Origin of the sequence: Pseudomonas sp. D3-10 (assembly GCF_051132175.1) — a bacterium.
Taxonomy (GTDB): domain Bacteria; phylum Pseudomonadota; class Gammaproteobacteria; order Pseudomonadales; family Pseudomonadaceae; genus Aquipseudomonas.
In genome coordinates this window covers 4,616,875-4,642,633 of the sequence record NZ_CP071668.1, presented here as the reverse complement: position 1 = coordinate 4,642,633, position 25,759 = coordinate 4,616,875, and the positions used below count along the sequence as shown (strand labels likewise).

Below are 25,759 nucleotides of genomic sequence, written 5' to 3'. Positions count from 1 at the left end.
AAGGAATACATGTGAGCAAGTCTCTGCAAGCCATTCGTGGCATGAACGACATCCTGCCCGAGCAGACGCCCCTGTGGCGCTATTTCGAGGGCACCGTGGCGCGTTTGCTGGATAACTACGGTTACCGGCAGATCCGCATGCCGATCGTCGAGTTCACCGAGCTGTTCAAGCGCTCCATCGGTGAAGTGACCGACATCGTCGAAAAAGAGATGTACACCTTCGACGACCGCAACGGCGACTCCCTGACCTTGCGCCCCGAAGGCACGGCGGCATGCGTGCGTGCAGTGCTCGAGCATGGCATCACCGGCGGCGGCCAGGTGCAGAAACTCTGGTACGTCGGCCCGATGTTCCGCCACGAGCGTCCGCAAAAAGGCCGCTACCGCCAGTTCCACCAGATCGGTCTTGAGGTGTTCAACCTCGAAGGCCCGGACATCGACGCCGAGCTGATCGTCATGACCTGGCGCCTGTGGGGCGAGCTGGGGCTGCGCGACGCAGTCAAGCTTGAGCTCAACAGCCTGGGCACCAGCGAGTCCCGTGGCCGCTATCGCGAAGCGCTGGTGGAGTTTCTGTCCGCGCACATCGACAAGCTCGACGAAGACAGCCAGCGCCGCCTCAAGACCAACCCGCTGCGCGTGCTGGACACCAAGAACCCGGAAACCCAAGCGATCCTGGTGGACGCGCCGAAAATGGCCGACTACCTCGACGACGAGTCCCGGGCGCATTTCGAAGGGTTGAAGGCACGCCTGGACGCCGTTGGCATTCCTTATGTGATCAACCCCAAGTTGGTCCGGGGCCTGGATTACTACAGCAAGACCGTCTTCGAGTGGGTCACCGACAAGCTCGGCGCCCAGGGCACCGTGTGTGCCGGTGGTCGCTACGACGGGCTGGTGGAGCAGATGGGCGGCAAGCCGACCCCGGGCGTGGGCTTTGCCATGGGCATCGAACGTTTGGTACTGATGCTTGAAGCTCTGGATAAAGTGCCTGAAGAGCTTTCCCGCCAGGTCGACGTATACCTGTGCGCCTTTGGCGAGGCCGCCGAACTGGCCGCCTTGTCGTTGAGCGAGCGGATCCGTGACCAGCTCCCCAACCTGCGCTTGCAGATCAATGCCGGCGCCGGCAGCTTCAAGAGCCAATTCAAGAAGGCCGACAAGAGCGGTGCGCTGTACGCATTGATCCTCGGTGACGACGAACTGGCCCAACAAGTGGTAGGTTTCAAACCCCTGCGTGGCCAGGGCGAACAACAAAGCATTGCCTGGGATGCGCTTGCCGCGCACCTGGCCACCTGCGTCGTGCAGGGTTGAAGCTGTCAAACAGCCGATTTAGCGATTAAGGAGTATTGGGGTGTCGAGTACCGAAGATGAACAGCTGGCGGATTTGAAGGACTGGTGGACGCGCAATGGCAAGCCGCTGGTCACTGGCGGCCTGTTGGCGCTGGTCATCGTGTTCGGCTGGCAGGCCTACCAGAAATACCAGAGCAACCAGTCGCAAGGCGCCTCGATGCTCTACCAGCAATTGCTGGAAACCACCCTGACCCCGGACGGCAAGCCTGACGCGGCCCGCGTAGCGGACCTGGCCGGCAAGCTCAACAAAGAGTTCGGCGGCACCGCCTATGCCCAGTACGGCAGCCTCTTCGTGGCCAAGGTCGCGGTGGACAGCGGCAAGCTGGACGATGCGGCCACCGAGCTGAAAGCTATCGTCGACAAGCCGGCCAACCCGACCCTGGGCGAAGTGGCGCGTCAGCGCCTGGCACAGGTGCTGGCGGCACAGAACAAGGCTGAAGATGCATTGAAGCTGCTCGACGGCGACGCCGACAAGGCGTTCCTGGCGACTCGCGAAGAACTCAAGGGCGACCTGCTGGTACAGCTGGGTCGTGCCGATGAGGCCCATGTGGCCTACCAAAAAGCCAAGGCTGCGCTGTCGGATGAAGCCGCGGTCGGTGGCCTGCAAATCAAGCTGGACGACCTGGCCAAAGGGGATGCGTGACGTGATCCGTTGGAAACATGCAGCATTGCTGACCCTGGCCATTCTGGCCGCGGGTTGCAGCAGCAACAGCAAGAAAGAACTGCCTCCGGCCGAACTGACCGACTTCAAAGAAGAAGTCGTGCTGCAGAAGCAATGGAGCCGCTCCATCGGTGACGGCCAGGGTGAAACCTACAATATGCTGGTGCCGGCCATCGACGGCGACACCATCTATGCCGGCGACGTTACTGGCGTCGTCATGGCCATGGATCGCACGAACGGCGACGTGAAGTGGGAAAAAGATCTCGAGCTGCCTGTGTCCGGCGCCGTTGGCGTGGGTTACGGGCTGGTCATGATCGGCACGCTCAAGGGCGAGATCGTCGCCCTTGACGCGAGCAGCGGCGAAGAAAAATGGCGCGCCCGCGTGACCAGTGAAGTCCTCGCGCCGCCTGCCACCAACGGTGATGTGGTCGTGGTCCAGACCCAGGACGACCGTCTGATCGGCCTGGACGCCGCCACCGGCGACCAGCGCTGGTTGTATGACAGTACCCCGGCGGTCCTGACCCTGCGCGGCACCAGCGCACCGATCGTCACCAACCGCCTCGCGGTGGCTGGCCTGTCGACCGGTAAAGTCGTGGCCCTGGACATTTCCAATGGCGTGCCGGTCTGGGAGCAGCGTGTAGCGATCCCTCAAGGCCGTTCGGAACTGGAACGCGTGGTCGACATCGATGGCGGCTTGCTGCTGTCCGGCGGTACGCTGTACGTCGCCAGCTACCAGGGCCGCGTCGCGGCGCTCGACCTGGAAACCGGTCGTCCGTTGTGGCAGCGCGATGCGTCCAGCTACGCCGGTGTCGCCCAAGGCTTTGGCAGCGTCTACGTAAGCCTGTCCTCGGGCACCGTCGAAGGCGTCGACGAGCGTTCCACCACCGCATTGTGGAGCAACGATTCCCTGGCCCGTCGTCAACTGTCGGCCCCGGAAGTGTTCTCCAGCTACGTTGCAGTGGGTGACCTGGAAGGTTACCTGCACCTGCTCAGCCAGGTGGACGGTCGTTTCGTCGGCCGTGAGCGCATCGACAGCGACGGCCTGCGTGCCCGTCCGCTGGTGGTGGGCAGCATGATCTATGTGTATGGCAACAGCGGCAAACTGGAAGCCCTGACCATCAAGTAAGACTATGCTTGGGGCTTATCCCCCAAGCGGCCTTGTTCGCGAGGCTTGCAGTGCTTGCACAGGCTGCCCCGAGCACCAGCCGCTGCCTCGCAGCGGCTTTTGTATTTTCTGGAAATAACGAAGTGGAGAGCCGCATGGTTCCCGTAATCGCCCTGGTGGGCCGACCGAACGTCGGCAAGTCCACCTTGTTCAACCGCCTGACCAGGACTCGCGACGCCATCGTCGGCGACTTGTCCGGTCTGACCCGTGATCGCCAATACGGTGAGGCCAAGTGGCAAGGGCGTACCTATATTCTGGTCGACACCGGCGGCATCTCCGGTGATGAACACGGCATGGATGAAAAAATGGCCGAGCAGTCGCTGCTCGCCATCGAAGAAGCGGATGTGGTGCTGTTCCTGGTAGACGCCAAGGCCGGTTTTACCGCCGCCGACCAGATGATTGCCGAGCATTTGCGCAAGCGTAACAAGCGTTCTTACGTGGTCGCCAACAAGGTCGACAACATCGACCCGGACATGGCCCGCGCCGAGTTTGCACCGTTGGGCATGGGCCAGGCGATCCCGATCGCCGGCGCTCACGGCCGTGGCATCACCCAGATGCTGGAAATCGCCCTTGAGAGTTTCCCCAAGGACGATGAAGACGAGCCGGAAGAAGGCGAGGAAGAAGTCGTTGCCGAAGGCGAGGAAGCCAAGCGCATTCCGGGCCCGAGCGAAAAAGACGGGATCAAGATCGCAATCATCGGCCGCCCGAACGTGGGCAAGTCGACCCTGGTCAACCGCATGCTCGGCGAAGACCGGGTCATTGTGTACGACCAGCCCGGCACCACCCGCGACAGCATCTATATTCCCTTCGAGCGTAACGAAGAGAAATACACGCTGATCGACACCGCCGGTGTGCGCAAGCGCGGCAAGATCCACGAGGAAGTCGAGAAGTTCTCCGTGGTCAAGACGCTGCAGGCGATCAAGGACGCCAACGTGGTGATCTTCGTGATGGACGCCCGCGAAGGCGTGGTGGATCACGACTTGAACCTGCTGGGCTTTGCCCTCGAAGCCGGTCGTGCGCTGGTCATCGCGATCAACAAGTGGGACGGCATGACGCCGAGCGAGCGCGACTTTGTGAAAGTCGAACTCCAGCGTCGGTTGTTCTTCGTCGACTTTGCCGACATCCACTTCATCTCGGCCCTGCACGGCACGGGCGTGGGCAACCTCTACGCTTCGGTGCAGAACTCGTTCAAGTCGGCGGTTACCCGCTGGCCGACCAACCGCCTGACCCAGATCCTCGAAGATGCGGTCGGCGAGCACGCGCCACCGATGGTCAACAACCGTCGGATCAAGCTGCGCTACGCCCACTTGGGCGGTGCCAACCCGCCGATTATCGTGATCCACGGTAACCAGATCGAAAAGGTGCCCAAGTCGTACGTTCGTTACTTGGAGAACACCTATCGCCGGGTCCTGAAGCTGGTCGGCACGCCGATCCGCATCGAGTTCAAGGGCGGTGAGAACCCGTACGAAGGCAACAAGAACACGCTCACCGACCGCCAGGTCAACAAGAAGCGCCGCTTGATGTCGCACCACAAGAAGGCCGACAAGAAGCGCCGCGACAAGCGCTGAATCAGGTTTGCTCAGGACCGCTCTGTGGCGAGGGAGCTTGCTCCCGCTGGGCTGCGCAGCAGCCCCAAAGATGTACCTGCCACCGCAGTGCATCAGATGAAACACAGGGGCTGCTTCGCACCCCAGCGGGAGCAAGCTCCCTCGCCACGGTGGTTCGGCGACAATTGAAGAGGGTGCCCACGGGCACCCTTTTTCATGCCCGGCGATTGGGCTATCCTCGACCTCTCCCGCGCCGCACCAGAGCCGGGTGCAGACCCAGGGAACCCTCGATGATCACCAGCAAGTTGCCGAACGTCGGCATCACGATTTTCACCCAGATGTCCCAACTCGCCGCACAGACCGGCGCGCTGAACCTGTCCCAGGGGTTTCCCGATTTCGATGGCCCGCAAGCCCTGCGCGATGCGGTCGGCCGGCACATCGCCCAAGGCCACAACCAATATTCCCCCATGACCGGCCTGCCGGCGCTGCGCCAGCAGATTGCGGCCAAAGTTGCCCGCAGCTATGGCGCTACCGTCGATGCCGATCAGGAAGTCACCGTGACCCCTGGCGCGACCCAGGCGATTTTTTGCGCCATCGCGGCGGTGGTTAACAGCGGCGATGAAGTCATCGTCTTCGACCCCGCCTACGATAGCTACGAGCCGTCCGTGCAACTGGCCGGCGGGCGTTGCGTGCATGTGCCATTGAGCCTGGGCGATTTCGCCATCGACTTTGAAAAGCTCGGCGAAGCCCTGAGCCCGCGCACGCGCATGATCATCCTCAACACGCCGCACAACCCCAGCGGTGCGTTGATCAGCCGCGCCGAGCTGGACCAATTGGCGGCGTTGATCCGCGACCGTGACATCTATCTGATCAGCGACGAGGTGTATGAGCACCTGGTGTTCGACGGCGTGGCTCATGTCAGCGTGCTTGCCCATGAAGAACTGTATCGCCGTGCCTTCGTGGTCAGTTCGTTTGGCAAGACCTACCACGTCACCGGCTGGAAGACCGGTTATGTCGTCGCGCCACCGGCCCTGACGGCGGAGTTGCGCAAGGTGCATCAGTACGTCAGTTTTTGCGGCGTCACACCGTTGCAGTATGCTTTGGCCGACTACATGGCCGCGCATCCGGAGCACGTCGACGAACTGCCGGACTTCTACCAGGCCAAGCGCGATCTGTTCTGCGACCTGCTGGCACCGTCGCGGTTCAGCTTCAAGCGCGTCACCGGCACCTATTTCCAGCTGGTGGATTACTCGCAGATCCGCCCGGACCTCAACGACGTCGACATGGCGGTGTGGATGACCCGCGAACATGGCGTGGCGACCATTCCGATCTCGGTCTTCTACCAGAACCCACCGCAAGGCCAGCGCCTGGTGCGCCTGTGCTTTGCCAAGCGCGAGGAGACGCTGCGTGAAGCGGCGCAAAAGCTATGCGTGATTTGAGCACCTTGCCCAACCTGAACGTTGCCTTGATCCAGACAACCCTGGCCTGGCATGACCGTCGAGCCAACCTTGAGCATTTCGACGCGCTGCTTGAACAGGCGCGGGGGGCGGACCTGATCATCCTGCCGGAAATGTTCACCACGGGCTTTTCCATGGAGTCCGAGACGTTGGCGGAGCCCGAGAATGGTCCGACGCGCCAATGGCTCAAGGACCAAGCGGCGAAACTGGATGCAGTGATCACCGGCAGCGTGATCGTCCAGGCCGGCGATGGCAGCCATCGTAATCGCTTGCTGTGGGCACGGCCCGACGGCGAGGTGCTGCATTACGACAAACGCCATCTGTTCCGCATGGCCGGTGAGCACAACCACTACACGCCGGGTGATCAGCAGGTACTGTTCGAGCTCAAGGGATGGCGGATTCGCCCGTTGATCTGCTATGACCTGCGCTTTCCGGCGTGGAGCCGCGACGCCGAGGACACCGACCTGTTGCTGTACACCGCCAACTGGCCGGGCGCTCGGCGTCAGCATTGGAACCGTTTGCTGCCGGCACGGGCCATCGAAAACCTGTGCTATGTGGCGGCGGTGAATCGGATCGGCACCGACGGCAAGGGCTTCGCCTACACCGGCGACAGCCAGGTGCTGGACTTCCAGGGCGAGACCCTGCTCGGCGCCGGCGATGCCGACGGTGTGTTCACGGTTTGCCTGAGCGCCGCGGACCTGGCTGAGTATCGCAAACGCTTTCCAGCGAACCTGGATGCCGATCGTTTCGAATTCATCTATTGAAACGATTCAGCCTCAAGGAACGGTGTTGCGCGCCGATAACCGGTCAGCCAAGGAGGAATCCCCTATGACCAGCATCAGCGCAACGACCGTAAACCCTTATCCATTGTCTGCTCCCACAGTCACCATCCGCGGGGCTGAGGAAGACAGGGCGGTCAGTCCAGTGACACCGACCGAAACCGCCGAAGACAAAGACAAGCCACTGAAAGTCGACACCAGCGGCGCGAACATCGCAGGTGCCGGCGGCAGCAGCGGCAGCAGCGATGTCATCGAACAGTTGAAGAAGCAGATCGAACGAACCGAAAAATTGCTGGCCGACCAGCAAGCCCAACTGGCCCGCGTCCAGAAAAGCCAGGCCGACCAGGCGCAGAAATCCCAGCAAGCCATGGCGATCCAGACCCAGATCATGGCGACCCAGGCAACCTTGCAGACCCTGCAGGCTGCGCTGTTGCAGGCGATGACGATTTCGATCGATACCCATGCCTGAGATTTTTATTGGCTGACTCGCGAACAGGCCAGAGCAGCCAATTCAAATCATCAGCCAAACAAAAAGGCCCTGAGGTTCACACCCCAGGGCCTTTTTGCATTTCAGCCTTGGTCAGGCCGCCTTGGCTTCCGGCTGGCTCAGCGAGCGGTTCAGTGCACTGAACAGCGCCTTGAAGCTGGCGGTGGTGATGTTTTCATCGATGCCCACGCCATGCACCGCACGCTCACCGTTGACCCGCAGCTCGATGTAAGCCGCCGCCTTGGCGTTGGTGCCGGCGCCGATGGCGTGTTCGTTGTAGTCCATGATTTCCACCGGAATCGGCAGGCCGGCCACCAGCGCTTCCAGCGCGCCGTTGCCTTTGCCACGCCAGTGCAGGTTGGTTTCGCCCTGGCCTTTGCTGGCGACTTCCACTTCCACGGCGCTGTTGCCGTTTTCTTCCTGCAGGCGATGGCTGACCAGCGCATACGGGGTGTTGGCTTGCAGGTATTCACGCTGCAACAGGGCATGGATCTGCTGGGCAGTCATTTCCAGGCCCAGGCGATCGGTTTCGCGCTGCACCACTTGGCTGAATTCGATCTGCATGCGACGCGGCAGGCTGATGCCGTATTCCTGCTCCAGCAGGTAGGCGATGCCGCCCTTGCCCGACTGGCTGTTCACGCGGATCACCGCCTCGTAGCTGCGGCCGATGTCAGCCGGGTCGATTGGCAGGTACGGCACTTCCCAAAGGGTGTCGGGTTTCTGCTGGGCGAAGCCCTTGCGGATCGCGTCCTGGTGCGAGCCGGAAAATGCGGTGTGGACCAGGTCGCCCACATAAGGATGACGCGGGTGCACCGCGATCTGGTTGCACTCTTCGACCACTTTGCGTACGCCGTCGATGTCGGAGAAATCCAGCTCAGGGTCGATACCCTGGGTGTAGAGGTTCAGCGCGACGGTCACCAGGTCGACGTTGCCGGTGCGCTCGCCGTTGCCGAACAGGCAGCCTTCGACACGGTCGGCGCCGGCCATCAGGCCCAGCTCGGTAGCGGCCACGCCGGTGCCACGGTCGTTGTGGGTGTGCAGGCTGATGAGCACGCTGTCACGACGGCTGATGTTGCGGTGGAACCACTCGATCTGGTCGGCGTAGATGTTCGGCGTGGCGACTTCCACGGTGGCGGGCAGGTTAAGGATCACCTTGCGCTCCGGGGTCGGGTTCCACACTTCGATCACGGCGTCGCAGACTTCCTTGGCGAACTCCAGCTCGGTGGCGCTGAAGGTTTCTGGGGAATATTCGAACTGCCACTGGGTTTCCGGCTGCTGAGCGGCGTATTTGACGAACAGCTTGGCCGCGTTCACTGCAATTTCCTTCACGCCTTCCTTGTCCTGGTTGAACACGATGCGGCGGAACGACGGACAGGTGGCGTTGTAGAGGTGGACGATGGCTTTCTTCGCGCCACGCAGGGATTCGAAGGTACGGGCGATGAGGTCTTCGCGGGCCTGGGTCAGCACCTGGATGGTGGTGTCGTCCGGGATGTGGCCTTCTTCGATGAGGGTGCGCACGAAGTCGAAGTCAGTCTGGGAAGCGGCCGGGAACGACGCTTCGATTTCTTTCACGCCCACCGCCACCAAGGTTTTCCAGAAGCGCAGCTTCTTGGCCGCGTCCATGGGCTCGATCAGCGACTGGTTGCCATCACGCAGGTCGGAACTGCACCAGATCGGCGCGGCAGTGATGGTCTTCGACGGCCAGGTGCGATCCGGCAGGTTGATGGTCGGGAAGGCGCGGTATTTCGAAGACGGGTCTTTGAGCATGCTCATGAGGAAATCCTTATTGTCGTGGCCGGAAAAAGGCGGCCTGCCGGTGGTTCGAATGGGGTGGCTTGTCAGCCGGGACGAGTTGCCGCGATTCAGCCCGGCAGTCGTGCACTGACGAGGCACAGGCTGCGGTGCTGACGAAGCTGAATGAGGGTGTGAGAGGTTTTCATGCCCTCAACCCTAACCGCGTGGACGGGGGGTTGCAAGCAGTCGGAAAAAATTGGGAGAAGTTCTGTTTTTGGATGGGTTTGCGAGATTTAATCGCGTAAGCGGTCAGAATAGGCTCAAAGGATTGCGCTGATATTTAGGGCTCGGCAATTCCAAGGATGGTGGTGCCAGGGCCTGCGTCTTCGCGAGCAGGCTCGCTCTCACAAGGGATCTTTGTGGTTGCAATGTTGTGGTCTACGCAGATCCCAATGTGGGAGCGAGCCTGCTCGCGAAGAGACCAGTAGCCTGACCGAAATGCTCAGGGCTGAAACGCCCCGATAAAAATCGCCGGATCCACACGAGCATCGTTCAGGCTGATGTTCCAGTGCATATGCGGCCCGGTCGCCCGGCCGGTGGCGCCGACCTTGCCGACCACTGTGCCACGGGCCAACTGCTGGCCGACCTTCACATCTATTTTCGACATGTGGCAGAACATGCTGATGAAGCCCTGGCCATGGTCGACGAATACCGTGTTGCCATTGAAGAAATAGTTGCCGGTGAGGATCACCTTGCCGGCGGCCGGGGTCTTGATCGGTGTGCCGGCGGGCACGGCGAAGTCCAGGCCCGCGTGGGGGTTGCGTTCTTCGCCGTTGAAGAAACGGCGCACACCGAACTTGCTCGACAGCGGGCCGTTGACCGGTTTATCCAGCAACAGATTGCTGGGGATGTTCGGGCTGAAGCTGCGGTAGGCCTTCAACTGCACCGCCAGCTCGGCGTCGATACGCTTGAGGTCCGCCGGGTTAGGGTTGACCTGACGCTTGTTCTTCAGCGTGATGTGCTGCTCGGGATACTTCTTGTAACCGACCACGAAGGGCTGAGTGCTGCCGCCGCTGCTGATCTGCTGCGTGCCGGGTTGTACCGTCAACGGAATGCCGACAATCGCCAGCCAGTTCTGTTGCTCCTTGACCACCAGCACCGGTTTGCCCTGGTAGGTGGCTTTTGGCGCCTGGGCCGCGCTGCCCAGGTCCACCACGGCCACACCGCCGGGCACCGGTTTGTTCAACAGGCGGGTGATGTAGCTGACGGCGTGGGCGTTGAAGGTCAGGCACAGCAACAGCAGCGGAGCGAGGAATCGCGGCATGAATCAATCCAATAAAGAAAGGGTGACTGGCGTCAGGTGGTTGTCTTCGACCCGCACCAGCAGTTCGCCTTCGCCGAGCTTGGCGGTCAGGCGCTGGCCCATCTGGGTTTGCCCGGCGTTGCGGATGGCATGGCCGCGCTCGTCGAGCAGGATGCTGTAGCCACGACCAAGGGTCGCCAGCGGGCTGACGATGTGCAGCGTCTGCATCTGGTTTTGCAACTGCACGCGTCGCGTTTTGAGCCCTTCGCGCATCGCCCGGGGCAAGCGTTCGGCAAGGCTGTCGAGGCGATGACGCAACATGGCCAATTGCCGGCCCGGATGCTGTCCGGCCAGACGGGTTTCCAGGCGGATCAGCCTTTCGCGGCGGGTGTTGAGGCTGCGCTCGAAGGCCCGGCGCATGCGCATGTCCAGATCGTCGAGGCGCTGGGCCTGTTGGCGCAGCCGTTCGCCGGGATGACGCAGGCGCCGCGTAAGACCTTCGAGGCGCAGTTGGTCGCGCATCAGCCGGTCACGCATGCGCATCACCAACCGGCGGTGCAGACTTTCAACCCGGCGGACCAGGTCGCCGGCATCCGGTGCCAGCAGTTCGGCGGCGGCGGACGGGGTCGGGGCACGCACATCGGCGACGAAATCGCTGATGGATACGTCGGTCTCATGGCCGACGGCGCTGACGATCGGCGTGACGCAGGCATCCACCGCCCGGGCCACGGCTTCTTCGTTGAAGCACCACAAATCTTCCAGCGAACCGCCGCCCCGGGCCAGGATCAGCGCGTCGAAGCCGCGGGCATCGGCCAGTTTCAGGGCGCGAACAATTTGCCCGGTGGCTTCTCGGCCTTGCACTGCGGTGGGAATCAAGGTCAGGGAAATCTGCGGCGCGCGGCGGCGGAAGACGCTGATGATGTCGCGGATCACCGCGCCGGTGGGCGAACTGATGATGCCGATGCGTTGCGGATGGGCCGGCAGCGGCACTTTGCGTTCGGCGCTGAACAGCCCTTCGGCGCTGAGCTTTTCCTTCAGGGCATCGAAGGCCAGGCGCAGGGCACCATCGCCGGCCGGTTCCACGGTGTCGAGGATCAGTTGATAGTCGCCACGGCCCTCGAACAGCGAGACCTTGCCGCGCACCTTCACCGCCAACCCATCCTTCAAGGCCTGGCGCACCCGTGCGGCGTTCTGCCGGAACAGCGCGCAGCGCACCTGGGCGCCGCTTTCCTTGAGGGTGAAATACACGTGGCCGGAAGCCGGGCGGGCGAGGTTGGAGATCTCGCCCTCGACCCAGATGTTGCTGAACACGTCTTCCAGCAACACCCGTGCACGGCCGTTGAGTTGGCTGACAGTCAGGACCTCGCGGTCCAGGCCCAGTCGGGCAAAGGGATCTTTAATCATGGGCGGCATGATAAGGGGATTCGCCAATGGTGTGCAGACAATTAGACCGGGTTGTCTGCATCGCGAGCAAGCTCGCTCCCACAGGGGATCCATGTCGCACCGAAGATCCAGTGTGGGAGCTTGCTCGCGATAGCAGTAGCCCAGTCAGCACAAATACTGGATATGCCCCGACACATCTGGCTAAAGTCCCCGCTCTCCTCATCAAGGAAGTGCCGGATGAATCTTCTCCCATGGTTGGGCCAGTGGGCATTTGCCCCGATGGAATGGCTGGTAATCGCCTCGGCCATTGTCCTGGCCTACATCGTGTTCGGCATCGCCGGGTTCGGCACCGCCCTGGTGGCTGCGCCGATCCTGCTGTTGTTCATGCCGCTGTCGAAGATTGTCCCGCTATTGGTCTTGCTGGATTTTGTCGCCGCCTTTGGCAACTTGTTGCCGTCGCGGCGGGACGTGTCCCGGCCGGAGCTGCTGCGGTTGCTGCCCTGCATGGCTGTGGGGTGCACCTTGGGTGTGATTTTCCTGCTCAACCTCAAGTCAGATCTTTTGCTGCTGTTGATGGGGCTGTTTATTAGCGCCTATGCGATCTACAGCCTGTTGATAAAAACCAGGCCCAAGCAGTTATCTTCATTGTGGGCGTTGCCGATGGGCACGGTGGGCGGGATGTTCGGAGCGTTGTTTGGCAGTGGCGGCTTTTTATATGCCATCTACCTGAACAGCCGTTTGCCCAAGGAGGCGGCGCGGGCGACCCAGAGTGCGCTGATCAGTTGCAGCACTGTGGTGCGCTTGAGTTTGTTTGTCATTGCGGGCGTGTATGCCGAGCTACCCTTGCTGGTACTGGCGCTGTGTTTATTGCCGGCCATGGCGCTGGGGTTGTGGGTGGGGCGTCGCCTGACCCTGAAGATGTCGCGCGAAGCGTTCGTGCGGTTGGTCACCTGGCTGGTGCTCGCCAGCGGGCTGGCGTTGATCGGCCGTTACCTGAGTGCTTGACCTGGCACGGCCAGGGATTAAGCTGCCGGCCTTTTATCAGATCCTGCCAGGGAAACAGCCAGGCCTCGCCATGAATTCGCAAAGCATTATCGTCCCGAAAATCTCCACACTGCCGGTCCACGAGCCTCGGGCCCGGGCAATCGTGCGCTGGCTGGTGCGCAAGAACATTATCGAAGAGCAATTGACCACTTGCGGCCGCACCGGCAATCGCATGGCCCACGCCATCGCTCCCGGTGCGCGCGACGTGGTCATGCACCCCGAAGCCTTGCCGTTCGGCGAGCCGATCAATGGCCTGGAGATCATCACCAAGCGCTGCATCTATACGCCGGCCAAGGGCTTTCTTGAAGAAGCCGGTTGCGCTGAGTGTCGCCGGGAGATTGGCGAAGCGCTGTTCGAAAGCCTGGAAGACTGGATGCCAGGGCGTACCGATAACTTCACCTGCCCCGAGTGTGGGCATGAAGATGACATCAATGGCTTCCTGTTCCTACAACCCTGCGCGTTCTCCAACCTGGGGTTCATCTTCAATAACTGGCTGGAGGCGGGGTTCAAGCAGGGGTTTCTTGATGAATTCGCCGACTGGCTGGATCAGCCGGTGAGTTGGGTGAAGGTGGAGTTGTAGATAGGTACATCACAGGATGCTTTTGTGGCGAGGGGATTTAGCGAAACGTCGCACCGCCCCGCTGGACTGCGCAGCAGTCCCAAAGCAGTCGACTCAATCTGTCCGATGTACCGCAGGGCCTGGGTTTAGGGCCGCTTCGCGCCCCAGCGGGGCGGTGCGACGTTTCGATAAATCCCCTCGCCACAGGGTTTGGTGTACCACAAGGACAGTGGTTTTAGCCCGTCAATCACCCCGCCAATAATAGACAGAGTTTTACATTGAGCCAGACGGGGTGCATGAGTATAATGGCGCGCTTCCATTTTCCCGCTCGGGAGCCCCCGCGATGCTGCGTATCAGCCAAGAAGCTCTGACCTTCGACGACATTCTCCTAGTGCCCGGTTATTCCGAGGTGCTGCCTAACGAAGTCAGTCTCAAAACCCGTCTCACCCGTGGCATCGAACTGAATATCCCCCTGGTTTCCGCCGCCATGGACACCGTGACCGAAGCCCGTCTGGCCATTGCCATGGCCCAGGAAGGCGGTATCGGTATCATCCACAAGAACATGACCATCGAACAGCAGGCCGCCGAAGTGCGCAAGGTCAAGCGGTTCGAGGCTGGCGTGGTCAAGGATCCGATCACCATCGAGGCTGACGCCACGGTCCGGGATCTGTTCGAACTGACCCGCATGCACAACATCTCCGGTGTTCCGGTGCTGCACGATGGCGACCTCGTCGGCATCGTTACTTCCCGTGACGTGCGCTTCGAAAGCCGCCTGGACGCCTCTGTTCGCCAGGTGATGACGCCTAAAGAGCGCCTGGTCACGGTCAAGGAAGGCACCAGCAAGGACGACGTCCGCGAATTGCTGCACAAGCACCGCATCGAGCGCGTGCTGATCGTCGATGACAAATTCGCCCTCAAGGGCATGATGACCGTCAACGACATCGAAAAAGCCAAGGCCTACCCGCTGGCCAGCAAGGACGACCAGGGTCGTCTGCGCGTCGGCGCCGCTGTCGGCACCGGCAAGGACACTGGTGACCGCGTCGCCGCCCTGGTCAACGCTGGCGTTGACGTGGTGGTGGTCGACACCGCCCACGGTCACTCCAAAGGCGTGATCGACCGCGTGCGCTGGGTCAAGCAGAACTTCCCCGACGTACAGGTGATCGGCGGCAACATCGCCACCGGCGCTGCCGCCAAGGCCCTGGCCGAAGCGGGCGCCGACGCGGTCAAGGTCGGTATCGGCCCAGGCTCGATCTGTACTACCCGTATCGTCGCCGGTGTCGGCGTGCCGCAGATCAGTGCCATCGCCAACGTCGCCGCTGCCCTTGAAGGCACCGGCGTGCCGTTGATCGCCGACGGCGGTATCCGTTTCTCCGGTGACCTGTCCAAGGCCATCGTCGCCGGTGCCTACTGCGTGATGATGGGTTCGATGTTCGCCGGTACCGAAGAAGCGCCAGGCGAGATCGAACTGTTCCAGGGCCGTAGCTACAAGGCTTATCGCGGCATGGGTTCGCTGGGCGCCATGTCCCAGGCCCAGGGTTCGTCCGACCGTTACTTCCAGGACTCCTCCGCAGGTGCCGAGAAGCTCGTGCCGGAAGGCATCGAAGGTCGCGTGCCGTATAAGGGCACCCTGAGCGCCATCATCCATCAACTGATGGGCGGCCTGCGTTCCTCGATGGGCTACACCGGCAGCGCTGACATCGAAGAGATGCGCACCAAGCCGGAATTCGTGCGCATCACTGGCGCCGGCATGGCCGAGTCCCATGTACACGACGTGCAGATCACCAAGGAAGCGCCGAACTACCGCGTAGGTTAAGGCTTCCAGCAAAACGTTAATCACCGGGGCTGTTCATTCAGCCCCGAGTTGTTTCTGATTCACTACATGAGAATGAGTCATGGCCCTCGACATTCACGCTCACCGCATCCTGATCCTCGACTTCGGTTCCCAGTACACCCAGCTGATTGCCCGCCGCGTGCGTGAGATCGGCGTGTACTGCGAACTGCATCCGTTCGACATGGATGACGAAGCGATTCGCGAATTCGCTCCGAAAGGCGTCATCCTCGCCGGCGGCCCCGAGTCCGTGCACGAAGCCAACAGCCCGCGTTGCCCGCAAGCGGTGTTCGACCTGGGGGTACCGGTGTTCGGCATCTGCTACGGCATGCAGACCATGGCTGAACAGCTGGGCGGCAAGGTCGAGGGTTCCGACCTGCGTGAGTTCGGTTACGCTCGCGTCGACGTGGTCGGCAAGAGCCGCCTGCTGGACGGCATCGAGGATCATATCGACGCCGACGGCCTGTTCGGCCTCGACGTGTGGATGAGCCATGGTGACAAGGTCACCAAGATGCCTGAAGACTTCCACATCCTGGCCAGCACCCCGAGCTGCCCGATCGCTGGCATGTTCAGCGACGAGCGTCGCTACTACGGCGTGCAGTTCCACCCGGAAGTGACCCACACCAAGCAGGGCGGCCGCATTCTGTCGCGCTTCATCCTCGACATCTGCGAATGCGAAGCCTTGTGGACTCCGTCGAAGATCGCTGAAGACGCCATCGCCCAGGTCCGCGCCCAGGTCGGCACCGACAACGTATTGCTGGGCTTGTCTGGCGGCGTTGATTCCTCGGTGGTTGCCGCACTGCTGCACAAGGCCATCGGCGACCAGCTGACGTGCGTCTTCGTCGACAACGGCCTGCTGCGCCTGCACGAAGGCGAGCAAGTGATGGCCATGTTCGCCGAGAACATGGGCGTCAAGGTGATTCGCGCCAATGCCGAAGAGCAGTTCTTGAACAACCTGGCCGGCGAGTCCGACCCGGAGAAGAAACGCAAGATCATCGGCCGTACCTTCATCGACGTGTTCGATGCCGAATCCTGCAAGCTGGACAACATCAAGTACCTCGCCCAGGGCACCATCTACCCTGACGTGATCGAGTCGGCCGGCGCCAAGAGCGGCAAGGCCCACGTGATCAAGTCCCACCACAACGTTGGTGGCTTGCCGGAAGAGATGAACCTGAAGCTGGTCGAACCACTGCGCGAACTGTTCAAGGACGAAGTGCGTCGCCTCGGCCTGGAACTGGGCCTGCCGTACGACATGGTCTACCGCCACCCATTCCCGGGCCCGGGCCTGGGCGTGCGGATCCTCGGCGAAGTGAAGAAGGAATACGCCGACCTGCTGCGTCGCGCCGACCACATCTTCATCGAAGAACTGCGCAAGGCCGACTGGTACCACAAGGTCAGCCAGGCATTCGTGGTATTCCAACCGGTGAAATCGGTCGGCGTGGTCGGCGATGGCCGTCGCTACGCCTGGGTCGTGGCCCTGCGCGCCGTGGAAACCATCGACTTCATGACCGCTCGCTGGGCACACCTGCCGTACGAGCTGCTGGAAACCGTTTCCGGGCGGATCATCAATGAAATCGAAGGTATCTCTCGCGTGACGTATGACGTGTCGAGCAAGCCGCCGGCGACGATTGAGTGGGAGTGATGGGGCGCCGGCGCTGACCGGTAGCCTCTAGCAAGGAACACCCTAAAGCCCGCTTAATTGCGGGCTTTTGGCGTGTTGGGGGTCGGCATCTCCTTGTAGTCGGTCCGCGCCAGCACGCGGTCGGCTTCCAGATCCCTCTATTGCGGGATCAGCACTTTGTCACTGACGTGATGAGACTTGAAAGGCTCGCGTCATTGCCCGCCAAACACAAAACCGTGGCGAGGGAGCTTGCTCCCGCTGGGGTGCGAAGCGCCCCCAATCCAAGCGCGCAGGAGCAACCTGACACAACTGAATGATGCCCTATCTGTCGCTCGGACGGCCATCGCCGACCTCACCGCCGCGCCACATCCGAAAAATAAAACTTATCCAGCGTATGCCGCGATTCGGTGTACTCGAACTGCCGACCGTCCTGGAGAAAGGTCTGGTTACTCACCACGATGACATGGCTCTGGCCTTCGAGGTCCAGGTGTTGCTGGTCGTCCTTGCCGCAGCGGACCGCTTCGATGGTGCGCTGGGCGTAGGCGATCTGCAGTTGCAGGGTCTGTTCGATGAAGGCGTAGATCGACTGCACGGCGATGTCGCGGGTCAGGCCGGGGATCACGTCGCTGACGAAGTGGTTGATGTCCAGGATCACGCGCTTGCCGTCGATTCGCCGGACCCGCTTGATGCGGGTGATCTGGCTGCCGACGGGGGCCTTGATGTGCTCGAGCAGCGCTCCTTCCAAGGGTAACTGACTGAACTCGACCACTTTGGTACTGACATCGTTGCCCAGGCGCGGGTAGGTCTCCTGGAAACTGACGATGCCGCCGAGCTGGAATTCGATCGGCTGGGTCGATAGCACGAAGGTGCCCTTGCCATGGATCTTCTGGGCGAAGCCGCGCTCCTGGAGCTGTTCGATGGCCTTGCGCACCGTGCCACGACTGGCCTGATAGCTGTCCATCAGTTCGGTTTCGGAGGGCAGGCGGGCGCCTCGCTCCAGGCGTTCGGTGGTAATGCTGGTCAGCAGATCGTTGTAGATCTGGTTGTATTTGCTCATGGAGAGGGCTCTGTACCGCGCTGTTCACCGGGGCGGAACCTTACGGGCCAAGTGGGGGATTTGTCCATCCGGCTGTCACCGTTTGACGACATGAGCGTAGGACGTTTCTGGGCTCATCATAAACAAAAACATAACTCGTCTGTACGAGTTGTTGATTTAACTCGTACAGACGAGTACTTTCTCTTCCACGTGCTGTCGACTCTCAATAACAAGAATGACGCGGAAGAAAAAAGCATGAGCCACGATTACTCCAGAATCGCCAGCGAGCTGCTGCACAGCTTGGGTGGCGTCGACAATATCGAGCAGGCCGCCCATTGCGTGACGCGCCTGCGCCTGTCCCTGAATGACGCGGCGCGGGTGGACAGTGCCACGCTGAACCAGATCGACCTGGTCAAGGGCTCGTTTTTCACCGGTGGCCTGTTCCAGGTGGTCATTGGCCCGGGCGAGGTGGAAAAGGTCTACGCCGCCCTGCGCGAGCTGACGGGCCTGGCCGCCGCGACCATCGCCGACGTCAAGCGCCAGGGCGCGCAGAAGGGCAACGGGATGCAGCGCCTGGTGCGGGTGCTGTCCGATGTGTTCATGCCTATCCTGCCCGCCCTGGTGATCGCCGGCCTGCTGATGGGTGTCAACAACCTGCTGGGCGCCAAGGGCATGTTCATTGCCGGGCAAACGTTGCTCGATGCCTATCCGAACCTGGACGGCGTCTGGAGCCTGATCAACCTGATGGCCAATACCTCCTTCGTCTTTCTCCCGGCCTTGGTGGGCTGGTCGGCGGCCAAGCGTTTCGGCGGCAGTGAGATCCTCGGCATCGTGCTGGGTCTGATGCTTGTCCACCCAGACCTGCTCAACGCCTGGAACTACGGCAAGGCGGTAGCGGGGCTGGAAGGCCAGAGCCTGCCGTATTTCGATATCTTCGGCTGGTTCCGGATCGAGAAAGTCGGCTACCAGGGCCAGATTCTCCCGATCCTGTTGGCGGCCTATGTCATGAGCGTGATCGAGCGATGGTTGCGGGCCAGGGTGCCCAACGCCATCCAATTGCTGGTGATCCCCATTACCACCATTGTGATCACCGGGGTGCTGGCCCTCGCCATCATCGGTCCGGTCACCCGGCACCTGGGCATCCTGATCACCGAAGGCATGGTGGCGCTGTTCGACCTGGCGCCGGTGATTGGCGGGGCGATTTTCGGCCTGCTCTATGCGCCGCTGGTGGTGACCGGCATGCACCACATGTTCCTGGCGGTGGACCTGCAATTGATCTCGACCCAGGGCGGCACCTTCATCTGGCCGATGATCGTCATGTCCAACCTGGCCCAGGGCAGCGCGGCGCTGGCAGTGTTCTACATGACCCGCAATGCGCGGGACAAGAGCATGGCGTCGACCTCGGCGATTTCCGCTTATTTCGGCATCACCGAACCGGCGATGTTCGGGGTCAACCTGCGCTACAAATTTCCCTTCTATTGCGCCCTGGCCGGCTCGGCCCTGGGCTGCATTTTCCTGTCGCTGAACAAGATCAAGGCCTCGGCGATTGGCGTGGGAGGCCTGCCGGGGTTCATTTCCATCGTGCCGGACTACATACCGATGTTCGTGGTCGGCATGGTCATCGCCATGAGCGTGCCCTTTGCCCTGACCTGCGCCTTGAGCATGAAGATCGTTCGGCCGGGGTATCGGGTGGCCTGACACCGGGTGCTTGCACGATGAGGCCCGCAAGGCCAGTACCAAACAGACTGAAGGATTTGCACATGCAAGACTGGCAACGCTCGGTGATCTACCAGATCTACCCCAAGAGTTTCTACAGCCATGGCGGCCAGGCCACCGGTGATTTGCTGGGGGTGGTGGACAAGCTCGACTATTTGCATTGGCTGGGTGTGGACTACCTGTGGCTGACGCCGTTCCTGCGTTCGCCGCAACGGGACAATGGGTACGACATCAGTGACTACTACGCCATCGACCCCAGCTACGGCACCATGGCCGACTGCGAGTTATTAATCGCCGAGGCGCGCAAGCGCGGTATCAAGCTGATGCTCGACATCGTGGTCAATCACACGTCCATCGAGCACCCCTGGTTCCAGGCCGCCCGCAGCAGCCTCGATAACCCGTACCGCGATTTCTATATCTGGCGGGACCAGCCGAACACCTGGGAGTCCAAGTTCGGTGGGTCGGCCTGGGAGTACGAAGCCCAGACCGGCCAATATTACCTGCACCTGTTCGACCATACCCAGGCCGACCTGAACTGGGATAACCCCCAGGTCCGCGCCGAAGTGTTCAAGATGATGCGTTTCTGGCGGGACAAGGGCGTGGGAGGCTTCCGTCTCGATGTGATCAACCTGATCTCCAAGCCAGCCGACTTTCCTGACGACCACACCGACGGTCGACGTTTCTATACCGACGGTCCCAACGTTCACCGCTACTTGCAGGAAATGCACCGGGAAGTCTTCGAGGGTTTCGACCTGATCAATGTTGGCGAGATGTCGTCCACCAGCCTCGAGCACTGTGTCCGTTATTCGTGCCCGGCCTCCCGGGAACTGTCGATGACCTTCAATTTCCATCACCTGAAGGTGGATTATCCGAACCTGCAAAAGTGGGTACGGGCCGACTTCGATTTTCTCGAGCTCAAACGCATCCTGTCCGACTGGCAGAGCGGCATGCAGGCCGGTGGCGGTTGGAATGCGCTGTTCTGGTGTAACCATGACCAGCCGCGGGTGGTGTCGCGGTTCGGTGATGACGGTGAGTACCGCGTGCCTTCGGCGAAGATGCTCGCCACGGCGTTGCATTTTCTCCAAGGCACGCCGTTCGTGTACCAGGGCGAGGAGCTGGGCATGACCAATCCGGATTTCGATCACATCGAGCAATACCGCGATGTGGAAACCCTGAACATCTATCGCCTCAAGCGCAACGCCGGAGTTCCCGAAGCCGAGGCCATGGCGCCAATCATGCAGAAGTCCCGAGACAACGGACGCACGCCGATGCAATGGAGTGCCGGGCCGCACGCGGGCTTCAGTCGGGTCGAACCCTGGATTGGCGTGCCTGCCAACGCCGCTTTCATCAATGTCGAGCAACAACGAGAAGACGCGACCTCGGTGCTGCATTTCTACCGCGAGCTGATCGCCCTGCGCCGCAGCGAAGCCTTGATCCAGGACGGCGTCTATCGCCTGCTTTTGCCCGAACATCCGCACGTGTGGGTGTACCTGCGCGAAGGGCAGGGAGAGCGTCTGCTGGTGGTCAGCCATTTTTATGGGGGCAACTGCGAGGTGGAGCTGCCCGAAGGGATCCTCACCCAAGAGACGACACAGCGCTGGGTGATTGGCAACTACGAAGCGGGTGAACACCGATACCAACGGCTGCGCCTGCGGCCCTACGAGTCGTTCGTGCTGCACCTGAGCGACTGAATAAAAAACTTCCTCTGACCCAGGCAATGCCTGAAAGCGAACACGTTGCGCCAGACGCATCGTGAGCCCCTTGTCGTCGGCCAAACGGCAAACAAGGGGGGAAGTCACGGAGCAAAAAACAATAAGAAACAATGGAGAGGCGTATGAAAACAATAATAAACCGTGGCCTTGCCGCGTCCTGTATCTGCCTGGCGCTGCCGTTCCCGGTCCAGGCGCTGGAGTTTTCCGGTTATTTGCGCAGTGGCGTCGGCAGCGCGACCAATGGCCGTTCCCAATCCTGTTTCCAACTGCCTGGGGCGCAGACTAAATATCGGTTGGGCAACGAGTGCGAGCAGTACGGGGAGTTGGAGCTGCGCCAGGACTTGTTCACCCTCGACGATGGCTCGGTGTTGAGCGTGGACGGCATGGCTTCGCTGTACAACCGCTACGACCGCGCGCCGACCTTCCAGGGTGAAAACGGCGCGGCGCGCATGCCGCAGATGTATGCCCAATGGTCGAACATGCCCAGCCTGAACGGCGGATCGTTGTGGGCCGGGCGGCGGTATTACAAACGCAACGACATCCATATTTCGGATTTTTACTACTGGAACCAGAGCGCCACCGGTGGCGGGATCGAGGACGTGTTGATCGGCGGGTTGAAATACAGTTACGCCTTCTCGCGCAAGGACAACCTCTACCAGAAAGACCCGGTCAACCGGCACGACTTCAACGTCGCCGGTTTCAGGACCAACCCTGGCGGCGAGTTGGAATTTGGCCTGAGCTTCATCGATCGGGCGAACCGTCGCGACGCCCACCGCGGTTGGGCCCTGACCGCCCAGCACGTGCAGCAGGACTTCCTGGGCGGCAAGAATAAATTGGCCTTGCAATACGGCGAGGGGCCCGGAACTGGGCTGGGTTATACCGGCGACACGGGGCTGGACGACAGCAACAAGCGCTATCGTCTGGTGGAGTTTTTCGATTGGCAGGTCACGCCGCGTTTCGGCGGGCAGGTGCAGGCGGTGTACGAGAAGAACATACGCCCCGACGGCACCGACCAGGACTGGCTGTCACTGGGGGTTCGCCCGGCGTACGCCATCACCGATCAGTTCAAGCTGGTGGCCGAACTGGGCCATGACCAGGTGCAGGCCAACGATGGCACACGCAAGCTGAGCAAATTCACCTTTGCTCCCACCTGGTCGCCCAAGGGCCCGGAATTCTGGGCGCGCCCGGAAATACGGCTCTATTACACCTACGCCAGTTGGAACGCGGCGGCCCAGCGAGCAGCCAATGAGCTGGCGGCCGGTTCGGCGCTGTCCGACACCGGTGCGTTTGGTGGGGCGCGACATGGTTCCAACGTGGGCCTGCAGGTCGAATACTGGTGGAAGTGACCCGTGCAGGCGCGGGTCGCTGATCTGCGTGCCCGAGATGCGAAAAAGAACAGACAGCAGCAGGTGAAGTCATGAACACAACGCAATCCTTGCAATTGCTCGCACCGCTGTCCGGGGTCTTGATGCCTTTGGACAACGTGCCGGATCCGGTTTTCTCCAGCCGTGTGGTGGGGGATGGCATTTGTATCGATCCGACCTCGCAAACCCTTTGCGCTCCGCTGTCCGGTGTCATCGGCACGCTCCAGGACAGCGCCCATGCGGTGAGTATCACCGCTGACAATGGTGTCCAGGTGCTGATGCATATCGGCCTGGACACGGTCAACCTGGCGGGCAAGGGGTTCACCTCGCGGGTGACCATGGGGCAACGGGTCGAGGCCGGTCAGCCGCTGATCGATTTCGATGCCGACTACATCGCCTTGCACGCGCGCAGTCTGTTGACGCTGATGCTGGTGGTCAGTGGCGAACCCTTCAGCCTGCTCGTGGACGAGGCTACTTGCGTCGAGAGTGGCGTGCCGTTGTTGCAGGTGCGCCCGGGTGAGCAAGGGGCGATCGATGAGGCGCAGCCGGGGACGGTGCTGTTTTCCCGGCCGCTGGTCGTGCCCAATGAAAGCGGCCTGCATGCCCGTCCCGCCGCGGCGTTTGCCCAAGCGGCCAAGGGATTCGATGCGCATATTCAGCTCCATAAGCAGCAAGCCAGCGCCAACGCCAAATCCCTGGTGGCGATCATGGCGTTGCAGACGGCCAAGGGCGACAGTGTGCAGATCAGCGCCGCCGGTGCCCAGGCTGGGCAGGCCATCGAAGCGCTGGAGCAATTGCTGCTGTCAGGGTGCGGCGAAACAGTACGAGCGCCGCTAACGCTGGAACCGATCATCGCCGTCGAACCACCGACGCCTGGCCGGCTGCGGGGTGTTTGCGCATCGCCCGGCTCGGCGTTTGGTGAAGTGGTCCAGATCGCCTCCCAGGTGTTGGACATCGAGGCTGCGGGCGTCGGCATCGAGGCCGAGCAGGCGGCCCTTGTTCAAGCACTGGAGCAGGCGACGCAAGCCTTGAAAGCATTGCAGGACGAGGCAGCGGGCAGTGTCCAGGCACAGATTTTTCGTGCCCATCAAGAGTTGCTCGAAGACCCCACCTTGCTGGAGCAGGCCCAAGCCTTGATGGCCGCGGGCAAGAGCGCGGCGTTCGCCTGGAAAACCGCCACCGAGGCGAGTGCTGCGCTATTCCAGCAATTGGGCAGTGCCTTACTGGCCGAGCGCGCAACGGACCTGGCCGACGTCGGGCAACGGGTGCTCAAGCTGATCCTGGGCGTGCAGGACAACGCCTGGAACCTGCCCGAACAGGCGATTCTGGTGGCCGAGCAATTGACGCCCTCCCAGACCGCCAGCCTCGACACCTCACGCATCGCCGGTTTTGTGACCGTGGGCGGCGGCGCCACCAGCCATGTCGCGATCCTGGCCCGTGCGCTGGGTTTGCCATCGTTGTGTGGCGTGGCGCAAGACGTGTTGGTCTTGGATAACGGCACCCGGGTGTTGCTGGACGCTGATAGCGGTGAGTTGCACGTGAACCCGGATCAGGCCCTGATCGAGCAGCGCCAGGCCGCGGGTGAGCGGCAGCGCCAGCGACATCAACGTGACCTGGAACAGTCCGCCCTGGCGGCTCGTACCCTTGACGGTCATCGAATCGAGGTCAGTGCCAATGTCGGGTCGCTGCGGGACGTGGAGCAGGCCATGACCCTAGGGGGCGAAGGTGTGGGACTGTTGCGCTCCGAACTGCTCTACCTGGATCGCGCGCACCCACCGGGTCACGACGAGCAAGCCGCCCTCTACAGCGCCGTCGCCCGGGTTCTCGGACCTGAGCGCAACCTGGTGGTTCGCACCCTGGACGTGGGTGGGGACAAGCCGCTGGCTTATGTGCCGATGGCTCATGAAGCCAATCCATTCCTGGGCATGCGTGGTATTCGCCTGTGCCTGGAGCGACCGCAGTTGTTGCGTGAACAATTCCGGGCCATTCTCGCCTGTTCGCGGCTGGCGCGGCTGCACATCATGTTGCCCATGGTTACGCAACTGGCGGAGCTGCGCCTGGCGCGGCAGATGCTGGACGAAGAGGTCCGTCAGTTGCGGCTCGAGCACGCGCCGAAGCTGGGCATCATGATCGAAGTGCCGGCTGCTGCGCTGATGGCCGATCTGTTTGCCCCTGAAGTGGATTTCTTTTCCATCGGCACCAACGACCTGACCCAATACACCCTGGCGATGGACCGTGACCATCCTCGCCTGGCCAGCCAGGCCGACAGCCTGAATCCCTCGGTGTTGCGCCTGATCGCCCGTACGACCGAGGCCGCTCGCGCCCATGGCAAATGGGTCGGCGTATGTGGCGCGCTGGCCTCGGAATCCCTGGCGGTGCCGCTCTTGTTGGGGTTGGGCGTGGACGAATTATCGGTCAGTGTGCCGCTGATTCCGGCGATTAAGGCCTGCGTGCGTGAATGGGATCTGAAGGACTGCCGCACGCTCGCTCAACAGGCCTTGGGCCAGGACAGCGCGGAGCAGGTTCGTGACCTCCTGCGTACTCATTCATCCGGGGCCCATCCGGCCACCCTGGCCATGGAGCATTGAACATGTTCGATAAACTACAACAGGCCTTCTGGAAAGCCTTGACCCCGGACCTGGTCCCGGAAGAACCCAAGCAGCCGCCAACGGTGGACGGGCTGGCACCGGCCATCATCGCTGCATTGGGTGGCGCGGAAAACCTCAAGTCTCATCAGCCCGTGGCCTTGACGCGGCTGCGGGTGGAGCTGCGGGATGTGGCGCGCATGGATCGGGCCGGGTTGAGCGACGCCGGTGTGACGGGGGTGATGGCGCTGGACGACGGCGTGGTGCACCTGATCACTGGCTTGCAAGGCTGACTGCTCGGGGGCTGCTTGATTCATCCTCTTGTCGGAAAAGCTTAGTCGATAGCCCCCACACGTTTTTTTCATCTTGGTTTCCTTACCGTTTCTCATCTGCGGGTGTATCGTATTCGCCTTTTGCGGGCCCACCGGTCCGTCGCAG

The 25,759-nt window shown here is 61.7% G+C and carries 20 protein-coding genes; 16 read left to right on the top strand and 4 right to left on the bottom strand.

Features of this window, described 5'->3' with window-relative positions; translation table 11 throughout:
• The first annotated feature begins 11 nt into the window (after nt 1-11).
• From hisS to J3P90_RS20910, 7 genes are all read left to right on the top strand, one after another.
• Entirely contained in the window at nt 12-1,301 is a 1,290-nt protein-coding gene (hisS, locus tag J3P90_RS20940; RefSeq protein ID WP_434562435.1) for a histidine--tRNA ligase, read from the top strand.
• Nucleotides 1,302-1,341: 40 nt separating this feature from the next.
• Nucleotides 1,342-1,983: a tetratricopeptide repeat protein gene (locus J3P90_RS20935; protein ID WP_434609718.1), complete on the top strand. Its 642-nt coding sequence runs from the start codon at nt 1,342-1,344 to the stop codon at nt 1,981-1,983.
• Nucleotides 1,976-3,127 carry an outer membrane protein assembly factor BamB gene (gene bamB / locus J3P90_RS20930; RefSeq protein WP_420764157.1) on the top strand — a complete coding sequence of 384 codons (1,152 nt, stop codon included), beginning with the start codon at nt 1,976-1,978 and terminating at the stop codon, nt 3,125-3,127. The genes J3P90_RS20935 and bamB overlap by 8 nt, the downstream gene beginning before the upstream one ends.
• Before the next feature lie 134 nt (nt 3,128-3,261).
• Nucleotides 3,262-4,734 carry a ribosome biogenesis GTPase Der gene (gene der, locus J3P90_RS20925; RefSeq protein ID WP_045155133.1) on the top strand — a complete coding sequence of 491 codons (1,473 nt, stop codon included), beginning with the start codon at nt 3,262-3,264 and terminating at the stop codon, nt 4,732-4,734.
• 269 nt (nt 4,735-5,003) lie between these two features.
• Nucleotides 5,004-6,152, top strand: coding sequence for a pyridoxal phosphate-dependent aminotransferase (locus tag J3P90_RS20920; RefSeq protein WP_434562437.1), 1,149 nt, complete (start codon nt 5,004-5,006; stop codon nt 6,150-6,152).
• Nucleotides 6,140-6,934: an amidohydrolase gene (locus J3P90_RS20915; protein WP_434609723.1), complete on the top strand. Its 795-nt coding sequence runs from the start codon at nt 6,140-6,142 to the stop codon at nt 6,932-6,934. Before J3P90_RS20920 ends, J3P90_RS20915 begins: the two co-directional genes overlap by 13 nt.
• Nucleotides 6,935-6,998: 64 nt before the next feature.
• Nucleotides 6,999-7,418, top strand: coding sequence for a hypothetical protein (locus tag J3P90_RS20910; RefSeq protein ID WP_420764160.1), 420 nt, complete (start codon nt 6,999-7,001; stop codon nt 7,416-7,418).
• Between the two features lie 111 nt (nt 7,419-7,529).
• Here the strand turns inward: J3P90_RS20910 and leuA are convergent, their stop codons facing one another.
• The 3 genes from leuA to xseA all read right to left on the bottom strand — a co-directional run bounded on the left by leuA (nt 7,530) and on the right by xseA (nt 11,877).
• Entirely contained in the window at nt 7,530-9,209 is a 1,680-nt protein-coding gene (gene leuA / locus J3P90_RS20905; RefSeq protein ID WP_420764161.1) for a 2-isopropylmalate synthase, read from the bottom strand.
• A 463-nt stretch (nt 9,210-9,672) separates the two neighbouring features.
• On the bottom strand, nt 9,673-10,494 hold the full coding sequence (locus J3P90_RS20900) for a peptidoglycan DD-metalloendopeptidase family protein (RefSeq protein ID WP_434675322.1): 822 nt from the start codon (nt 10,492-10,494) through the stop codon (nt 9,673-9,675).
• A 3-nt stretch (nt 10,495-10,497) separates the two neighbouring features.
• Nucleotides 10,498-11,877, bottom strand: a complete 1,380-nt coding sequence (gene xseA / locus J3P90_RS20895; protein ID WP_434675321.1) for an exodeoxyribonuclease VII large subunit — start codon at nt 11,875-11,877, stop codon at nt 10,498-10,500.
• 216 nt (nt 11,878-12,093) lie between these two features.
• Between xseA and J3P90_RS20890 the strand changes: the two genes are divergently transcribed.
• The 4 genes from J3P90_RS20890 (at nt 12,094) to guaA (ending at nt 16,929) form a co-directional block, all read left to right on the top strand.
• Complete coding sequence (locus tag J3P90_RS20890; RefSeq protein ID WP_420764164.1) at nt 12,094-12,861, top strand: sulfite exporter TauE/SafE family protein; 768 nt, start codon at nt 12,094-12,096, stop codon at nt 12,859-12,861.
• A gap of 70 nt (nt 12,862-12,931) precedes the next feature.
• A complete protein-coding gene (locus J3P90_RS20885; protein ID WP_434609727.1) occupies nt 12,932-13,480 on the top strand; it encodes a sugar ABC transporter ATPase in 549 nt (182 codons plus the stop codon).
• Between the two features lie 322 nt (nt 13,481-13,802).
• Complete coding sequence (gene guaB, locus J3P90_RS20880; protein WP_420764166.1) at nt 13,803-15,272, top strand: IMP dehydrogenase; 1,470 nt, start codon at nt 13,803-13,805, stop codon at nt 15,270-15,272.
• 79 nt (nt 15,273-15,351) lie between these two features.
• Nucleotides 15,352-16,929 (top strand): glutamine-hydrolyzing GMP synthase, encoded by a 1,578-nt coding sequence (guaA, locus tag J3P90_RS20875; protein WP_420764167.1) that lies wholly within the window; start codon nt 15,352-15,354, stop codon nt 16,927-16,929.
• Between the two features lie 331 nt (nt 16,930-17,260).
• Here the strand turns inward: guaA and treR are convergent, their stop codons facing one another.
• Nucleotides 17,261-17,965: a trehalose operon repressor gene (gene treR / locus J3P90_RS20870; RefSeq protein ID WP_434609731.1), complete on the bottom strand. Its 705-nt coding sequence runs from the start codon at nt 17,963-17,965 to the stop codon at nt 17,261-17,263.
• A 234-nt stretch (nt 17,966-18,199) separates the two neighbouring features.
• Between treR and treP the strand changes: the two genes are divergently transcribed.
• The 5 genes from treP to J3P90_RS20845 all read left to right on the top strand — a co-directional run bounded on the left by treP (nt 18,200) and on the right by J3P90_RS20845 (nt 25,614).
• Entirely contained in the window at nt 18,200-19,642 is a 1,443-nt protein-coding gene (gene treP / locus J3P90_RS20865; RefSeq protein ID WP_434609733.1) for a PTS system trehalose-specific EIIBC component, read from the top strand.
• A 62-nt stretch (nt 19,643-19,704) separates the two neighbouring features.
• Nucleotides 19,705-21,351 (top strand): alpha,alpha-phosphotrehalase, encoded by a 1,647-nt coding sequence (gene treC / locus J3P90_RS20860; RefSeq protein WP_434609735.1) that lies wholly within the window; start codon nt 19,705-19,707, stop codon nt 21,349-21,351.
• A gap of 143 nt (nt 21,352-21,494) precedes the next feature.
• A complete protein-coding gene (locus J3P90_RS20855; RefSeq protein WP_434675320.1) occupies nt 21,495-22,718 on the top strand; it encodes a maltoporin in 1,224 nt (407 codons plus the stop codon).
• A gap of 71 nt (nt 22,719-22,789) precedes the next feature.
• The gene (gene ptsP / locus J3P90_RS20850; protein WP_434675319.1) at nt 22,790-25,324 is read left to right on the top strand and encodes a phosphoenolpyruvate--protein phosphotransferase; all 2,535 of its coding nucleotides are present in this window, start codon (nt 22,790-22,792) and stop codon (nt 25,322-25,324) included.
• A 2-nt stretch (nt 25,325-25,326) separates the two neighbouring features.
• On the top strand, nt 25,327-25,614 hold the full coding sequence (locus J3P90_RS20845) for a PTS transporter subunit EIIB (protein WP_434609741.1): 288 nt from the start codon (nt 25,327-25,329) through the stop codon (nt 25,612-25,614).
• Nucleotides 25,615-25,759: the final 145 nt, after the last annotated feature.

Coding starts and splice junctions, on each gene's coding strand:
- bamB (WP_420764157.1), top strand. CDS start 1,976: ATGCGTGACGTGATCCGTTGGAAACATGCAGCATTGCTGACCCTGGCC.
- der (WP_045155133.1), top strand. CDS start 3,262: ATGGTTCCCGTAATCGCCCTGGTGGGCCGACCGAACGTCGGCAAGTCC.
- J3P90_RS20920 (WP_434562437.1), top strand. CDS start 5,004: ATGATCACCAGCAAGTTGCCGAACGTCGGCATCACGATTTTCACCCAG.
- J3P90_RS20915 (WP_434609723.1), top strand. CDS start 6,140: ATGCGTGATTTGAGCACCTTGCCCAACCTGAACGTTGCCTTGATCCAG.
- J3P90_RS20910 (WP_420764160.1), top strand. CDS start 6,999: ATGACCAGCATCAGCGCAACGACCGTAAACCCTTATCCATTGTCTGCT.
- leuA (WP_420764161.1), bottom strand. CDS start 9,209: ATGAGCATGCTCAAAGACCCGTCTTCGAAATACCGCGCCTTCCCGACC.
- J3P90_RS20900 (WP_434675322.1), bottom strand. CDS start 10,494: ATGCCGCGATTCCTCGCTCCGCTGCTGTTGCTGTGCCTGACCTTCAAC.
- xseA (WP_434675321.1), bottom strand. CDS start 11,877: ATGATTAAAGATCCCTTTGCCCGACTGGGCCTGGACCGCGAGGTCCTG.
- J3P90_RS20890 (WP_420764164.1), top strand. CDS start 12,094: ATGAATCTTCTCCCATGGTTGGGCCAGTGGGCATTTGCCCCGATGGAA.
- J3P90_RS20885 (WP_434609727.1), top strand. CDS start 12,932: ATGAATTCGCAAAGCATTATCGTCCCGAAAATCTCCACACTGCCGGTC.
- guaB (WP_420764166.1), top strand. CDS start 13,803: ATGCTGCGTATCAGCCAAGAAGCTCTGACCTTCGACGACATTCTCCTA.
- guaA (WP_420764167.1), top strand. CDS start 15,352: ATGGCCCTCGACATTCACGCTCACCGCATCCTGATCCTCGACTTCGGT.
- treR (WP_434609731.1), bottom strand. CDS start 17,965: ATGAGCAAATACAACCAGATCTACAACGATCTGCTGACCAGCATTACC.
- treP (WP_434609733.1), top strand. CDS start 18,200: ATGAGCCACGATTACTCCAGAATCGCCAGCGAGCTGCTGCACAGCTTG.
- treC (WP_434609735.1), top strand. CDS start 19,705: ATGCAAGACTGGCAACGCTCGGTGATCTACCAGATCTACCCCAAGAGT.
- J3P90_RS20855 (WP_434675320.1), top strand. CDS start 21,495: ATGAAAACAATAATAAACCGTGGCCTTGCCGCGTCCTGTATCTGCCTG.
- ptsP (WP_434675319.1), top strand. CDS start 22,790: ATGAACACAACGCAATCCTTGCAATTGCTCGCACCGCTGTCCGGGGTC.
- J3P90_RS20845 (WP_434609741.1), top strand. CDS start 25,327: ATGTTCGATAAACTACAACAGGCCTTCTGGAAAGCCTTGACCCCGGAC.